Here is a 15,152-nt window from a genome sequence, read left to right on the forward strand (position 1 = left end):
GGAGTGTTTTCCATGAGCAAGGAATCCCCTATCCTCAAAGTCACCTTTCAAATGGATTTTAATGACTTTTATAACTTCAACATGCACGTCTCCAAGGAGATGATCGACAAGAGCAAGAAGAAGGTCACCATCTTCGGCGCGGTGGAAATCGTGTTGGCCGTGGTCTTTTTGGTGCTCAACTTCACCAGCCAGGCCAACTCCTCCCTCAACCTGGTGCTGGCGGTGGCCCTGCTGTGCATGGGGCTGTTCTCGGTCCTCTTCTACCCCGCCTTTTTTGAGCGGCAGCTCTCCAAAGCGGTGAAGAAGACCTTTGATCAAAACGAGTACTTCCACAACGACGTCACCCTGGAGTTTTTGGAGAACAAGATCTTCGAGACCTCCTGCGTGGGCACCGGCAGCGTCGCCTACAAGGACCTGCAAAAGGTCTACCGCCTGGGGGACTGCCTGATTTTGCGGATGAGCAAAGAGGGCGGCTACGTGCTGCCCCTGAAGGCCATCGGCGAGGAGAAGATCGACCAGATCGAGGAGCTGGTGCGCCGGAAGATGGACGAGGCCGAGCTGGAAGAGGCGGAGGAGCTGGACCGCGAGGCCGACGAGCTGACCGCCCGAGAGGAAGAGGGGGCTGAGGAGCCCGGCGATCCCCTCTCTGAAAGGAACGGCGAGCAATGAAATTTCCCCTGCAACTGCAGTACGAACTCACCCTAGATGACACCCGCAAGGTGTTCGACCTGGTCTACGGCAAGAAGGAGAAGCGGGGCAACATCATCCGCACCATCTTCTTTTCGGTGATGGCCCTCATCTTCTGTTGCAGCATGATCTACGCTTTGGGCCAGTCGGCGGTGGCGGTGCACACCCTGAAAAACGGCACCCTCTCCCCCTATATCGACTACTCCCACCTGGACTTTTCCAAGGTCAACTGGCAGATGGTGGGGATGTCCGCCCTGTTGATGGTCATCTGCATCCTGATGGCGATCTTTTACAACATCTACACCCGCCGCCGGCTGGAGAGCATTGTCAGGGACCGGCACGAGGCCATGCACGGGGGGATCGTCGTCCTGGGGCGGGAGAGCTTTCTCTTTCGCAGCGACGACGGCGGGATCGAGGTCAACAAGGAGTACAAAAACCTCTACGAGGCCTATGAGGACGCCGAGTTCTTCGCCCTCATCACCGGCGACCAGACCTGCGTCCCCATTCCCAAATCCAAGATGGAGACCGAGCAGTTTGCCGAGCTCTCGAAGATCCTCTCCATCGACCTGAAGGAGTACTTCTTCAAAAACGGATACATGAACACCGAGGTGGAGATGAAGACCATCTTCGGCGACTTTACGAGGCGGAAACTCAAGTAGCGAGCTCTCGAGTTCCCCCGCCCACACCTGAAAACCCCAATGAGGAGGCAAGAAACCATTATGAGTACAGGAGAATCCGTGACGCCAGCGGCTGACAACACCAAAGTCATCGTCGTCGACCTGGAAAAAGAGATGAAAAAGTCCTATCTGGACTACTCGATGGCGGTCATTGTCGGCCGCGCCCTGCCGGACGTGCGGGACGGCCTCAAGCCGGTGCACCGCCGCATTTTGTACACCATGTTCGAGCGCGGCCTCACCGCGTCCAAGGCATTTCGCAAGTGCGCCGACACCGTCGGTTCGGTGCTGGGCAGCTACCACCCCCACGGCGACGCGGCGGTCTACGACGCCATGGTCCGCCTGGCGCAGGACTTCTCCCTGCGCTACCCCCTGGTGCAGGGGCAGGGCAACTTCGGCTCCATCGACGGCGACCCCCCGGCCGCCTACCGGTACACCGAGTCGAAGATGAGCCGGATCTCTGAGTACATGTTGCAGGACATCGAGAAGGAGACGGTGGACTTTGTCCCCAACTACGACGACCGGCTGCAGGAGCCGGCGGTCCTGCCCTCCCGCTTCCCCAACCTGCTGGTCAACGGCTCCACCGGCATCGCCGTGGGAATGGCGACCAACATCCCCCCCCACAACATGAGAGAGGTCATCGAGGGGATGAACTTCCTCATCGACAACCCTGACGCCTCTGTCGCCGAGCTGATGGACCACATCAAGGGCCCCGACTTCCCCACCGGGGGGATCATCATGGGCTACTCGGGCATCCGCGCCGCTTACGCCACCGGCCGCGGCAAGATCACCCTGCGGGGCCGGGCGGAGATCGTCGAGGGGAAAAACGGCCGCAACCAGATCATCATCACCGAGATCCCCTACATGGTCAACAAGTCGCGCCTGGTCTCCAGCATTGCCGATTTGGTCAAGGAAAAGCGGGTGGACGGCATCTCCTCCCTCAAGGACCAGTCCAACATGCAGGGCATCCACATCGTGGTGGAGCTGAAAAAGGACGCCATCCCCCAGGTCATCCTCAACCAGCTCTACTCCTACACCCAGCTGCAGGAGACGGTTGGGGTCATCATGTTGGCCATGTCCGGCGGCGAGCCCAAGGTCTTGAGCCTCAAGGAGATGCTCCAGCAGTACATCGACTTCCAGAAATCGGTCATCACCCGCCGCACCCAGTTTGACCTGAAAAAGGCCAGGGAGCGGGCCCACATTTTAGAAGGTCTCAAGATCGCCCTGGACTTCATTGACGAGGTCATTGCCATTTTGCGGGAGAGCAAGACCATTCCCGAGGGCAAAGAGCGGTTGATGGAGCGCTTTGGCTTTGACGACGTGCAGGCCTCGGCCATTGTCGCCATGCGCCTGGGCCAGCTCACCGGCCTGGAGCGCAGCAAGATCGAGGAGGAGTTGGCCGCCCTGATGGTGCAGATCGGCGAATTGGAGGCCATCCTCGCCGACGAGGGCAAGCTCCTCTCCATCATCAAAGAAGAGGCAAACGAAATCAAAGAGAAGTACGGTGACGACCGCCGTACCGAGATCGCCGCCGTCAGCGGCGAGGTGGACATCGAGGACCTCATCCCCCAGGAGGAGTGCGTCCTCACCCTCACCCACTACGGCTACATCAAGCGCCAGCCGGTCTCCACCTACAAGACCCAGCGCCGTGGCGGCCGCGGCCTGTCGGGGATGACCCGGCGAGAGGAGGACTTTGCCGAGGAGCTGTTTGTCTGCTCCAGCCACGACTACGTCCTCTTCATGACCAACCGTGGCCGCCTCTACCGGCAGAAGTGCTACCAGGTGCCCGAGGGATCCCGCGGTTCCCGCGGCATCAACATCGTCAACCTGCTGCCGCTGGAGGAGAACGAAAAGGTCACCTCGATGATCAAGGTCACCGAGTTCACCGACGACCAGTACCTGATCATGGTCACCCGTCAGGGGGTCATCAAGCGCACCGCCCTCTCGGCCTTCTACACCAACCGCAAGGGCGGGCTCATCTGCATCACCCTCGACGAGGGGGACGAACTGGCTTGGTGCCGCCTCACCGGCGGCCAGAACCAGCTGATCGTCGCCACCCGGATGGGCAAGGCCATCCGCTTTGACGAAAACGACGTCCGCCCCCTGGGCCGCAGCGCTCGGGGCGTGAAGGCCATCGCCCTGGAGGAGGGGGACCAGGTCATCGGCATGGCCCGCGTCCGCGAGGGGGCCACCCTGGTCACCGTCACCGAGAAGGGGTTGGGCCGCCGCACCGACCTGTCCGAATACCGGCTGCAGGCCCGGGGCGGCAAGGGCATCACCAACTACAAGCAGGTGGAGCAAAACGGCCAAGTCTGCAACATCAAGGTGGTGGACGAGGAGGACGACCTGATCCTCATCGCCTCCAACGGGGTCATCATCCGCATCTCGGTGGCGGACATCAGCGTCCAGTCCCGCTACGCCCAGGGCGTGCGGGTGATGCGGGTCCCCGAGGGGGAGCGAGTGGTCACCATGGCCCGCACCGCCAGAGAAGAAGAGGAGCCAGGCGAAGACGACCAGGAAGAGCCGCCTGCCGACGCCTCCGACCCCGCTTCCGAGCCCCCTGCCGAGGAACCGGAAGAATAGCAGTTTCAAAAAAGAGAGAGGGAGCAGCCCGCGGGCTGCTCCCTCTCTTTTCAATTGGAGGACACATCGGCTCGGTGTGCGGACCGGCGTGTGGAACTAGAGCGATCGTCTCTTTTCAAACTCCGCCAGGGCATTTTGCAGCAGCAGGTCCAGCATCTGGGGATAGCTGTACCCCGCCCACTCAAAGCAGAGGGCGGTGCTGCCGTCGGCGCCCATGTAGCAGTCGGGCGAGAGCTCGATCAGCTTGAACCCGTCGGGGCCGATGCGGCCGTCCACCCGCATCACGTCCACCTTCCCCAGGGCCCTAAAGAGGCGGGCAAAGCGCCCTTTCATCTGCTCGGTGAGCAGATGGGTGCCCCTCACCATCTCCACCTTCCCCTGCTCCCCCTTTTTGGGTTCGCAGCTGTAGATGTCGTGGGACTGGTAGTCCTTGCCGTTTAAAATCAGCAAGTCGGCCTCCAGCACATCGATGTGCTCCGGAGTGCCGGCAATGCTGGCGCAGACCTCTTTCCCCTCGATGTACTCCTCCACCAGGATGGGCTGGTGAAAGTGCTCCAGCAGCTCCGTGGCCAGTTGTTTGGCGCCGTCGTGGCTGTCCACCAAACTTCGCTTGGTGATGCCGTTTGACCCCCCCTCGGCGTTGGGTTTGACCACTAGCGGGAAGCGAAGGTCGTCAATTTGGGGCAGCTGGTCGGGCCCTTCCACCAACACCTCTCGGGCACTGTCAATGCCGTATTTCCGGCAGAGGTGTTTGGTCAGGCTCTTGTCCTCTGTCAGCAGCTGCACGTAGGGATCGGCCCCCACGTAGGGAATGCCGTAGGCCTCGCAGATGGAGCCCACGTACCCCCGCCGGTTGCGGGAGCGCCGCCCCGACCAGACGGTGAAGACGATGTCGTCCCGGTGCTCGCGGATGTGCTCCATCAGTTGGGCCGGGTGGCTGTAGTGGACCACCGCAGGCGCCACCTCTTGCAACCCGCCGTAGAGGGACTCAAAATACCCCTCGCTCACACACTCCAAATTGTCGCTGAACTGGTTTACCTCCCCGTAAGACTGCACCCGGTCCGCCAGCAATACCACTCTCCTGTTCAATGGCATGTCTCCCCCTTTCATCTACTTTTGCAGTAGATTTTTTCACTTTACATTTACAATTTATATATATTGTAAACCAATTTATCTGGTAAACTAATAACAGAATGTGAATAGCCGGTGAATCCGGGCTGCCCAGTTCTCCCGAAGGGCGCCCCAAAACACCCTGATATGGGGTGTTTTGTTTTTTATGAGCAGAGCCAAGAAACCCGATCGAAAGCCGAGAGAGGAAGCGAAGAGATGAAAATTTTGGGAGTTGCAGGCGGACTCGGTCCCCTGGCCACCGCCTGTTTTATGCGCCGCTGTGTGGAGATGACCGACGCCAAAAGTGACCAGGATCACCTGGAGATCGCCCTTCTCAACCGCCCCTCCACCCCCGACCGCACCGCCTATATCCTCGACCGCAGCCAGCCCGACCCCCTGCCCGCCCTCATCGGCACGATCCGGGCGCTGGAGGGCCTGGGGGCGGGGTGTATCGCCATCCCCTGTGTCACCGCCCACTATTTTTTTGCCCCCCTGCAACAGGCGACAGGGGTGCCCATCCTCAACGCCCTGGAGGAGACCGCTCTCTGTCTGCAGAAAGAGGGGGTAAAAAAGGTGGGCCTCCTCGCCACCGAGGGGACCATCCGCACCGGCATCCTGCAAAAGGCCTTCTCTCGCAGGGGGATTGCAGCGGAAACGCCCGACTGGGCCAACCAGTGCAGGGTGACGGACATCATCTACCAAAATATCAAGGCCGGTCGACCGGCCGACGCCACCGCCTTTGCCCAAGCCAGCGCCAGCCTATTGAAAAAGGGCTGCCAGTGCATTCTTTTGGGCTGTACCGAACTCTCTGTGGCCCGGGATGAACTCCGCCTGGGAGAGGGGTATCTGGACGTGCTGGACGTGTTGGCCCGGGCCTCTGTTCTGGCCTGCGGCGCCCGTCTCAAACCCGCCTACAAGACCCTCGTCAGCGGCCGGAGAGAAGAGACGTTGCGCTCGGTCTGACCAATTTTTGAAAAAAGCCATTTTTCTCTGGATTTTTTGCTGAAAAAGAGGTATACTCAGATAGTAGTTGCGACTGTGTTGCAACTACTATTCTTTTAAAGTAGGCCGCGGCGAAGATTGCCGGGCGGCCGGGAGGTCCTCTTTTGTCTGCATTTATGGAAACGCTTTTCGATATTCTCCTCGACACCGCCATCGACGGCGTCAAGATGCTGCCCTTTCTCTTCGGGGCCTATCTCCTCATCGAGTACATGGAGCACCGGGCCAAAAACCTGCACCGGGCCCTGGGGGGGCCTTTTGGCGCAGTGGGGGGCGCGCTGTTGGGGCTGGTCCCCCAGTGCGGGTTTTCCGCCGCCGCCGCCAACCTCTACGCCCGGGGACTGATCACCACCGGCACCCTGTTGGCGGTCTTTATCTCCACCTCCGACGAGGCCATCCCCGTGCTGTTGGCAAACCCCGGCAGTTTGGGGCTGATGGGGCAGCTGCTCCTCACCAAGGCGCTGTTGGCTGTGGCAGTGGGGCTGGTGGCCGATTTGATTTTTCGCCGGGTCCGGCGGGGGAAAACACAGGCCGAGCAGGGTCCTCGCGGGGAGGATCACCACCACCATCACCACGGCTGCAGCAGCTGCGACGCCTACCGGGGCCGCCATCCCCTGCTGCGGGCCGCCGCGGTGCACACTTTGCAGATTTTTGCCTTTGTCGTGGCCATCATGCTGGCCCTCAACCTGGCCATCGCCCTCATCGGCACCGAAAATCTCTCCCGACTGCTGCTGCAAAACAGCCTCTGGCAGCCGGTGCTGGCGGCGCTTATCGGCGCCATCCCCAACTGCGCCTCCTCGGTCTTGCTCACTGAACTCTACCTCTCCGGCAGCCTCACCTTCGGCTCGGTGGTGGCGGGGCTGACCACCGGCGCAGGGCTGGGGCTGGTGGTTCTCTTTAAGCAAAACCGCGACAAGTGCCAAAATGCCCTTGTCTTTGCAATTTTATTGGCCGTCGGCATCGGGGCGGGCATTGCCCTTCAGCTGCTGGGATTTTAGAGGAAACAGACGGTTGTTTTTCAACCAAAGGGGTGTGGAATTGTGGAAAACCAGATGAGAGAAGAGGCAGACGCCCTCCTGCGGCAGGGGGGGATGCGGGTCACCCGCCAGCGGCAGCTGGTGCTGGCCGCCCTTCTGCAGGCGGGCGGACCCCTGGCAGCTGAGGCGGTGGCCGAGTGCATCGGCGACCCGGCCGGCTGCAACCGCTCCACCGTCTACCGCACCCTCGCCGCACTGGAGGAGCGGGGGCTGGTCTACCGCCGCCTGGGGGCCGACGGCGGCGCCCTCTACGCCCTGCGGCGGGAACACCACGCCCACGTCCTGCGCTGTCTGGTCTGTCAGCGAAGTTTTTCCCTCAGCCAGTGCCCGCTGGAAGGACTGGAGCGGGAAATTTATGAGACCACCGGTTTTTTGGTGCAGGGCCACAGCTTGGAGTTTACCGGCGTCTGCGCCGAGTGCCGAGAGAAGGCAAAAGACAGGAAGGTTTGACAGCAAAAAGGGGCCCCGACTACTTCTTCAGTCGGGCCCCTTTTTTGCTGTTTTCTGAGGGGTCGACAGGTATCGCACACCCTCTGTCGACCAGCGGTTTTGAAGCGGGAGAGGTCACTCCACCGTCAGCTCTCCCGAGGAGAGGTTCCCCAGCTGGTCGCGGGCAGTGAGGGTGTAGTGGCCCAAGGGCAGAGAGAGGGCCAGGAGATTTCCATCCCTGTCCACCGGGTCGTAGGTGGCGCCGTCCTCCCCGGTGGCGGTGATCGACGCCCCGCCGGCGAGGTCGTCTTGCAGGGTGACCCAGACCCGCGCGGAGCAGGTCTCTATCGCGAGGAGCTGGGGTCCGGCGGTGTCGATGCAGTCGATCGTCACCTTCTGGCTGTCCCGCTGCCCATTGTTTCCCACGGCGGTGAGGAGGTAGTGCCCATTGCGGGGGATGTCGGCCGTGTAGCCGCTGCCGGCGGGAGAGAGGGGGATCCGCTGTCCCTCCCCTTCCAAGTGGACTTCCCGCAGGGGAAGGGCGCTCTTTACTTGGGCGGTGAGGATAACCGGCCCGCTGGTGGGGGATGGATTTCAGCGCATCTCCCCCAGTTTGACCGGCGAGAGGGCGCAGAGGGAGACAGAGGCAGCCACCGCCCCGCAGCAGCAGCGGGGAACCGATCCCCCTATTGGATTGGGGCTTTTTCACTCTGTTGGCTCTGGCCCTCTTGGCCCTGATCGCCTTCCGCCGCTGTCCGCTGGACCTGGCGTCTATCGCCATGGCAGCGGTGGTGGCTGCCTTTGAACTGGGCCGCCTGCTGGGCGACCCCCGCAGGGAAGACAACCGCCTCCGCCGCTGGAACACTTAAGTGAGCAAATCAAAATGAAAAAAGAGGTTTCGGCCCGGCACCTGCTGATCGGTGCTGGCCGAAACCTCTCTTTTTGTCTCCCCTCTCCCGAGACGGGGAAAAGAGCGCTAGACAGTGGCTATCCAAAGGTGGGCAGCGCGTTCTCGAGCCCGATGTCGCGAGGGCGCTGCAAAGGTGGGTAGGGCAATTCTCAGCTGGTGTGAGGGCATTTATCGGATGGCAAATGCCCGGGCGAGCGGCGATTCCTTTGACAGAGTTTCCCCCCTGGCCCCATTCCCTCAACGCTTCTCAGCGCGGCTGGTGCCAACGGCCTGAATACAGGGGCTGCGGAGGTCTGACGGCTGTCCAATACAGGCCGCCCCTTTGCAGAGAAGGATGACAATGACAGGTGAGGGGGAGACATGATCGCCTAAGACAGAAAAAGAAAAGAGAGGAGCGCGTTTTCTGCCCAAAAGTACCCGCTCTTTTTACAGCCCGTTGACCACGTTTTGGGGCTCTCCGGCCAAAAAGGCGCGCAGGTTTTGCCCCAGCACCTCCATCAACCGGCTGCGGGCGGCCTTGGTCGCCCAGGCGATGTGGGGGGTGATAAAGCAGTTGGGCGCGGTCAGCAGGGGGTTGTCGGCGGCAATCGGCTCCACTGAGGCCACGTCAAATCCCGCCCCGGCCAGCCGGCCCGCGCGCAGGGCGTCGGCCACCGCCCCCTCGTCGCAGAGGGCGCCCCGGGCGGTGTTGAGGAGGATGGCCCCCTCCTTCATCCGGCGCAGGGCGTCGGCGTCGATGAGATCCCGCGTCTCATCCGTCAGCGGGCAGTGGAGGCTGATCACATCGCTTGTGCGCAGCAGATCGTCCAGGGTGCAAAAGGCCATTCCCTCTCCCAGCAGTTCGGGCCGCTGGGTGCGGGTGTAGACGCGCACCTCCATCCCAAAGGCGCGGGCGATGGCAGCCGCCGCCCGCCCGGTGCTGCCGAAGCCCACCACCCCGAAGGTTTTGCCGCAGAGCTCGACTTGGGGCTTTTTCCAGTAGGAGAAGGTCTTGCAGCCGGTCCACTCCCCTGCCTTGACCGACTCGTCGTGCAAGCCCACCCCGTTGACGATTTCCAGCAGCAGGGCAAAGGTCATCTGCGCCACCGAAGGGGTGGAGTAGCTGGGCACGTTGCAGACATAGATGCCCCGCCGCGCCGCCTCCGCAATGTCCACGATGTTGTAGCCGGTGGCCAACAGCCCCACCATCTTCACAGAGGGGCAGGCCTCCATCACCTCGCGGGTGATCTCCACCTTGTTGGTGAAGACGATTTCGCAGTCCCCGATCCGCTGGGCGGCCAGCTCCTGGGGGGTGCCGTCGTAGAGGGTGAACTCCTCCACCTGGGAGGAGACCCCCTCCCAGCTCAAGTCCCCCGGGTTGAGGGTGTATCCGTCCAAAACCACTGCTTTCACTGGGTCACCTCCTCGCTGGCCTCGTCGCCCCGCAGCAAAAACTGCTTGAGGGCCGTCAGGTTGTCCCTGGCGTCCTTCTGCCCCAGCTGGTAGAGGGCCTCCACCTGCTCGGGTTTGGCCCGCACCCGCCCCATCTGAATGCTCTCGCTGGGGCGCAGCACAAAAGCCTTCCCCTGCCCCTCCAACTGGGTCAGGGCCGCCGTCTGGCCGTTGTAGACCTGGGGCCGCTCCTTCACCGCGGCGACAAACTGGGGAAATTCCTTGTACACGCTCTTGATGGCGTGAAAGCTGTCCGGCTTTTTCTTCACATAGCCCTGGGGGCGGGTCAGCACCGCCACCACCCGGTCGTTTCCGTCCTCCAGCGCCCGCTGAAAGGGGATGGGATCGGTGAGTCCGCCGTCCAGATAGGCGGCCTTTTTCCAGACCACCATCGGCGTCATCAGCGGCAGGGAGGAGGAGGCCCGCACCGGGGTGAGGAAGCGGTCCATCCCCTCCTTCTCAAAGTATTCGGTCATGCCGGTGTAGCAGTTGGTGGCGGTGGCGTAAAAGGTGGTGTGGTTTTGGTCGAAGGCGTCAAAGTCAAAGGGGACAAGCTCGGTGGGCAGGGTGTGAAAGAGGTAGTCCATGTTCATGAAACTGCCGTTTTTCATCAGCTGCCAGAAGCCGGCGTACCGTTTATCCAGGTACTTGGTGTTGATGGTGTACTGCCGCCCCTTCTGCCCCGAGAGGTAGGAGCAGGCGTTGCAGGCCCCTGCCGAGGAGCCGATGACATAGGGGAAGGCGATCCCCTCCTCCAAAAAGACGTCCAGCACCCCTGCGGTGTAGGTCCCGCGAATGCCGCCGCCCTCCAATACCAGCGCTGTTTTCAATGGTTTCCCTCCTTGTTCTGTTTCCGCCGTTTCCCCCTGGAAAGGGCTGTCCGGCGCGCCGTTCATGTTTCTGGTTGCAGTCAGTCCGCAGCCTCTTTCTGGGCGAATTGCAGACGGGTCTCGTCCATCTCCCGGCGGATCTTCCCAAACTGGGTCAAAAAGACGGTGATGGTGGTCACGGCCGCCAAAAAGTCGGCCACCGGCTCGGCGGTGAAGATGCCGTCGGTGCCGAAGAAGTGGGGCAGGATGTAGATGAGGGGGATGAGCAGGATCACCTTGCGCAGCAGCGCCAAAAAGATGGACACCTTCGCCTTCCCCAGGGCGATAAAGGCGTTTTGAAAGGCGCACTGGGCGCCCATGATGAACATCGAGAAGAAAAAGATGTTCATCGCCCCCACCGCCGTCTCGGTCAGGGCCGGGTCGCTGGTGAAGATGCCGGTGAAGACGGTGGGCGCCAGGCGGATGGCCAGCCACATGGCCACGGCGTAGACCATGCACAGCCCCACCGAGTAGCCCACCGCCTTTTTCACCCGGTGGGCGTTGCCCGCCCCGTAGTTGTAGCCGATGATGGGCTGGGCCCCCTGGGTAAAGCCCATCAGGGGCATCAGCAGCACCTGCATCACCGAGGAGAGGATGGTCATGGCCCCCACGTAGAGGTCGTTGCCGTAGAGCTGCAGGTTGGAGTTGAAGGCGATCTGCACCAAGCTCTCGGTGGACTGCATGATGAAGGGGGCCATCCCCAGGGCCAACACCTGCCCCGAGTGGGGGGTCCAGAGCTTTAGGTTGGGCCGTCTGATTTTGAGGATGGTCTTTTTCGAGCAGAGGAAGGCGATGACCCAGACCGCCGACACCGCCTGGGAGAGGATGGTGGCCAAAGCCGCCCCCTGCACCCCCATCCCCAGCCCGAAGATGAAGATGGGGTCGAGGATGATGTTGAGCACCGCGCCGATGAGGACGGTCACCATCCCGGTGCCGGCAAACCCCTGGGAGTTGATGAAGGCGTTCATCCCCAAGCTGGTCTGCACAAAGAGGGTGCCCAGCAGGTAGATGGTCAGGTAGCTGTCGGCGTAGGGCAGGGTGTTCTCGCTGGCGCCGAAGGCCAGCAGCATCGGCCGCTTGAAGAGGAGGAAGACCGCCGTCAGCACCAGCCCCACCGCCACCAGTAGGGCCATGCAGTTGCCGAGGATGGACTCGGCCTCCTCCCTCTTCCCCGCCCCCAGGCGGATGCTGGTGAGGGGGGCGCCCCCCATCCCGATGAGGGCGGCAAAGGCCGAAATGATCATGATGATGGGCATCGACACCCCGACCCCGGTGAGGGCGGCGGCCCCCACCCCCTCCATCCGGCCGATGTACATCCGGTCGACGATGTTGTACAGGGCGTTGATGAGCTGGGCCGTGATGGCGGGGATGGACAGTTTCAGCACCAGTTTAAAGATGTTTCCGGTGGCAAATTGATTCTGCTTTTCTTCGTGTGCTTCCAAATTGGTCTCTCCTTTCAGGGGTCTCCCCCGGTCATTTTCTACCACTCAATATAGTAGCACAACCAAAGCGTTTTCGCCAACCAAAACGCCCCTCTTTTGTCGAGCTGCGGACAAAATCCGGCGGCGCGCGGCAGCCTTTCTCCTGCGGGAAAAAACGGGAAATGGGCGCAAAAAAGGAGGGTAGGTGGGAAAACCTGCCCTCCTTTAATACAAACAGTAATATAGAATTATAATTATACTAAAATTGCAAAATCAAAAGCCTACCGGTAGGCCCCCGGGTCCCCCACCAACACGGCGGTAAACTTTTCGTCTCGGTACCAGGAAAAGGCCATCTTGTGCAGCGAGTAGGAGGAGGTGTCCGCCCCCTGGTCGTTTTTCTTGATGGAGGACTCGTCGGTCAGGTTGTACCAGACCGAGTCCAGGTCGCTGGCGGCCAGCTCCACATCGGCGCAGAGGAACATGGCGTCCACCCAGGGGCGCATCTCCTCGTCGCGCACAGAGCCGGTGTCCCACTGAAACTGGGCGGCCTTCAGGTAGCCCTTGTCGTTTTGCTCCACCCGCATCGTCAGCTGCCCCTCGCCGGCGGCAAACTTGGCGTTCCAGGTGTTTTCAGAGAAGGTCATGGCCTCCCAGTCGGCCGCCAGCCCCGCCTCCTGACAGGCGGCTTGGTAGCGCTCCATCAGCTCGGCGGCATCGATTTTTTTGCTGTGGCCCCGGCCGTTGAGAAAGTAGTTGACCACCCCCACCAACAGCACCGCCGCACAGCAGAGCAGCACGATGTTAAACAGCTTGCGTTTGGGACTTTGCTCGCCCATCTTCTCCCTCCTTTTTTCCCGGCCGGCCGCCGGCTGAATGCGGCCGCGCTGCCGTCGGCTCGAAGCGTGCAGCGGTATGGGTCGCGAGGCGGAGGAAAAACGAAATTTATCCATCTGCCGGGCCGTCCCGGTGCAATCGCATTGCGGCTATTATACCACGGTTTTCAGGTGAGAAAAAGGCCCCCTTCCCTCCCCCTATTTTATTTGTGGGCAAAAAAGAGGGCGGCCAGCCAAACCGGCCGCCGCCCCCTTGTGGATGTAGAGGAGTCTTTATTTGGCCCGCAGCTCGGTGCAGGTCTTTTCCGCCAGGGCCAGGGCGTCGGCGGTCACCTCGGGGGTGAAGTGGGGGTAGGGGCCGTACTGCAGCAGGTTGTACCCCGCGGCGATGTTGGCCATCACCGCCACCATCAGGTTGTCATACCCCTCGAAATAGGCGTACATGGCCGCCGCGGTGGAGCAGTTTCCACAGCCGGTCTGGTCCACGAACTCGCCGATGTCGATGCTGGGGGCAAAGGCGTACTTCCCCCCCGACACCATGTACGAGCCCTTGGAGCCCACCCGGTAGAAGCATGGTTTGCCGTACTCCAACAGTTTTTCGAGCACCGCCTCTTCGCTGTCCACCCCGAAAAAGGCAAAGGATTCAGGCCGGTTCATGGTGTACATATCCACCTTGTCGATGATTTTCCAGGTCTTTTCCCGCACCTCTGGGTCCACCAGACACTTGGTGGGGGGCTCCCACAGGATTTGACAGCCGGTCGCCCGCACCTCGTCCACCCGCTGCCAGAAGGGCTCCTTCTCGTGGCTGTCGATGTACATGGCCTTGGCCCCCTGGCAGACGGCCAGCACCTGGTCCGCGTTGATCCAGGTGGCCTCGCGGTTGCGGGCCTCAAACTCCGGCCCGTAGATGGAGTACTCGTAATAGGTGCCGTCCGGGTGGTACTTGACGATGTTGTAGTGGGTGTGTTCGAGCACCTTGCTCATCCCGTCCAACTTCATGTTGTTGCGGGCCATCCACTCGCCGTAGTACTCCTCAAAATCGTCCCCCACGTTGGAGACGTAGAGCACGTCGTCGGTGTAGGTGCGCACCCCCTCCAGCGAGAAGATGGCGCCCCCCAGGTGGCAATCGCTCTTGGTGCCGTCGGCAAAGACCACGTCGTTGGTGATGGTCATTCCCGCCACAATGTATTTCACAGCTGCTCCTCCTTTGCAACAGGTTTTCGTACACCCCCACTATACCAGCAGGGCCGCGGCCTTTTCAAGAGCCGCGGCCCACATTGTAGGGTTGCTGGAAATGAACCCCTATCTCTGGGTGTTTTGCACAAAGGGAAAGAAACTATTCAGAGAGGGCGTCGGTGTCCTCTCCCCCCATCTGACGGGCCGCCCAGAGGGAGCAGACACTCACCACCGCCACGGCCAGCAGGATGGCGGGCATGTCCCACCGGCACTGGCGAAAGAGGGCCAGCGCACAGCAGGCGAGGGAGGCCAGCGGTAGAGCAGCCAATCCAGCCAGGCGGGGGTCCGGCCCGCAAATCGCTTGATGAGGGTATATCCCAGGGATGCCAAAGCGATGAAGAGGGCCAGCATGTGCACCCCACAGCGCCCAGTCCCAGTAAAGGGCAGGGTGCCAGCAGAGCCGCCGCCTCCCTGTCCGCCATTCTGGCCGGCTCCCCCGCCGCCTTCTCCGTCGGGGCCGTCCATCTCAGCGTCAGCGGTGCGCTCCTTGAGGGTGTAGTCCAACTGCACCGTGGTGGTGTTGCCCACCGAGTCGGTGGCGGTGAAAAAGACGGTGTAACCGCCCGGCCGCGACCGGTCGATCCCCTCTGCGGGGCGGCCGTTCTGGTCAAAGAGCAACAGGCTGTAAACCAGTTCGCCATTGCTCTGTTGGGACTGCATGGGGTAGCGCCCCTTCATCCAGTCCAGCACCGCCGCCTTGTCCAGCTGTTCCTCCCGCACCCACTCGGTCAGGCTGTCCTTGATGTTCCAGTGCTTCTTCTGGCTGCCGGGCACCGGGTCGGGCAGGGGGATGGGGTCGGGCAGGGGGTGGTCCGGGTCGCTGGGCACCACCGCCGGGGGCGTTTTGCTGATGAGGTGGTACTTCAACTTGATGCTGACCCGGTTGCCGTCCTGGTCGGTGACGGTGTAGATGAGGACGTAGTCCCCCACCCG

At 61.7% G+C, this 15,152-nt stretch carries 15 protein-coding genes; 7 read left to right on the plus strand and 8 right to left on the minus strand.

Going from position 1 to position 15,152, the window contains the following annotated elements; translation table 11 throughout:
• Positions 1 to 12 precede the first annotated feature (12 nt).
• The 3 genes from KQI11_RS12570 to gyrA are packed head-to-tail and all read left to right on the plus strand — an operon-like array spanning position 13 to position 3,944.
• A complete protein-coding gene (locus tag KQI11_RS12570) occupies positions 13 to 669 on the plus strand; it encodes a YcxB family protein (RefSeq protein ID WP_216402365.1) in 657 nt (218 codons plus the stop codon).
• Positions 666 to 1,346, plus strand: coding sequence for a YcxB family protein (locus KQI11_RS12575; RefSeq protein ID WP_216402366.1), 681 nt, complete (start codon positions 666 to 668; stop codon positions 1,344 to 1,346). Before KQI11_RS12570 ends, KQI11_RS12575 begins: the two co-directional genes overlap by 4 nt.
• A gap of 60 nt (positions 1,347 to 1,406) precedes the next feature.
• Complete coding sequence (gene gyrA, locus KQI11_RS12580; RefSeq protein ID WP_216402367.1) at positions 1,407 to 3,944, plus strand: DNA gyrase subunit A; 2,538 nt, start codon at positions 1,407 to 1,409, stop codon at positions 3,942 to 3,944.
• A gap of 96 nt (positions 3,945 to 4,040) precedes the next feature.
• Here the strand turns inward: gyrA and KQI11_RS12585 are convergent, their stop codons facing one another.
• The gene (locus KQI11_RS12585; protein WP_216402368.1) at positions 4,041 to 5,033 is read right to left on the minus strand and encodes a D-alanine--D-alanine ligase family protein; all 993 of its coding nucleotides are present in this window, start codon (positions 5,031 to 5,033) and stop codon (positions 4,041 to 4,043) included.
• A gap of 237 nt (positions 5,034 to 5,270) precedes the next feature.
• On the opposite strand from KQI11_RS12585, the gene cuyB reads away from it, so the two are divergent.
• The 3 genes from cuyB to KQI11_RS12600 all read left to right on the plus strand — a co-directional run bounded on the left by cuyB (position 5,271) and on the right by KQI11_RS12600 (position 7,540).
• The gene (gene cuyB / locus KQI11_RS12590) at positions 5,271 to 6,017 is read left to right on the plus strand and encodes a cysteate racemase (RefSeq protein ID WP_216402369.1); all 747 of its coding nucleotides are present in this window, start codon (positions 5,271 to 5,273) and stop codon (positions 6,015 to 6,017) included.
• A 143-nt stretch (positions 6,018 to 6,160) separates the two neighbouring features.
• A complete protein-coding gene (locus tag KQI11_RS12595; RefSeq protein WP_286172783.1) occupies positions 6,161 to 7,051 on the plus strand; it encodes a putative manganese transporter in 891 nt (296 codons plus the stop codon).
• Between the two features lie 42 nt (positions 7,052 to 7,093).
• Entirely contained in the window at positions 7,094 to 7,540 is a 447-nt protein-coding gene (locus tag KQI11_RS12600) for a Fur family transcriptional regulator (protein ID WP_216402370.1), read from the plus strand.
• Between the two features lie 114 nt (positions 7,541 to 7,654).
• Here the strand turns inward: KQI11_RS12600 and KQI11_RS12605 are convergent, their stop codons facing one another.
• A complete protein-coding gene (locus KQI11_RS12605; protein WP_216402371.1) occupies positions 7,655 to 8,038 on the minus strand; it encodes a hypothetical protein in 384 nt (127 codons plus the stop codon).
• 170 nt (positions 8,039 to 8,208) lie between these two features.
• On the opposite strand from KQI11_RS12605, the gene KQI11_RS12610 reads away from it, so the two are divergent.
• Positions 8,209 to 8,388: a hypothetical protein gene (locus tag KQI11_RS12610; protein ID WP_216402372.1), complete on the plus strand. Its 180-nt coding sequence runs from the start codon at positions 8,209 to 8,211 to the stop codon at positions 8,386 to 8,388.
• Between the two features lie 467 nt (positions 8,389 to 8,855).
• On the opposite strand, the gene KQI11_RS12615 is transcribed toward KQI11_RS12610, so the two are convergent.
• From KQI11_RS12615 to KQI11_RS12640, 6 genes are all read right to left on the minus strand, one after another.
• A complete protein-coding gene (locus tag KQI11_RS12615) occupies positions 8,856 to 9,821 on the minus strand; it encodes a D-2-hydroxyacid dehydrogenase (RefSeq protein WP_216402373.1) in 966 nt (321 codons plus the stop codon).
• The gene (locus KQI11_RS12620; RefSeq protein WP_216402374.1) at positions 9,818 to 10,690 is read right to left on the minus strand and encodes a patatin-like phospholipase family protein; all 873 of its coding nucleotides are present in this window, start codon (positions 10,688 to 10,690) and stop codon (positions 9,818 to 9,820) included. Before KQI11_RS12620 ends, KQI11_RS12615 begins: the two co-directional genes overlap by 4 nt.
• A gap of 80 nt (positions 10,691 to 10,770) precedes the next feature.
• The gene (locus tag KQI11_RS12625) at positions 10,771 to 12,171 is read right to left on the minus strand and encodes an MATE family efflux transporter (RefSeq protein WP_216402375.1); all 1,401 of its coding nucleotides are present in this window, start codon (positions 12,169 to 12,171) and stop codon (positions 10,771 to 10,773) included.
• Positions 12,172 to 12,431: 260 nt separating this feature from the next.
• Positions 12,432 to 12,986 (minus strand): hypothetical protein, encoded by a 555-nt coding sequence (locus KQI11_RS12630; RefSeq protein ID WP_216402376.1) that lies wholly within the window; start codon positions 12,984 to 12,986, stop codon positions 12,432 to 12,434.
• Positions 12,987 to 13,256: 270 nt separating this feature from the next.
• Positions 13,257 to 14,177: a carbohydrate kinase family protein gene (locus KQI11_RS12635; RefSeq protein WP_216402377.1), complete on the minus strand. Its 921-nt coding sequence runs from the start codon at positions 14,175 to 14,177 to the stop codon at positions 13,257 to 13,259.
• Positions 14,178 to 14,384: 207 nt separating this feature from the next.
• Positions 14,385 to 15,152 (minus strand): DUF5011/hyalin repeat domain-containing protein (locus KQI11_RS12640; protein WP_216402378.1); only part of this gene is annotated, 768 nt, incomplete at its 5' end.

It is taken from the genome of Acetanaerobacterium sp. MSJ-12 (assembly GCF_018917875.1).
GTDB lineage: Bacteria > Bacillota > Clostridia > Oscillospirales > Ruminococcaceae > Bittarella > Bittarella massiliensis.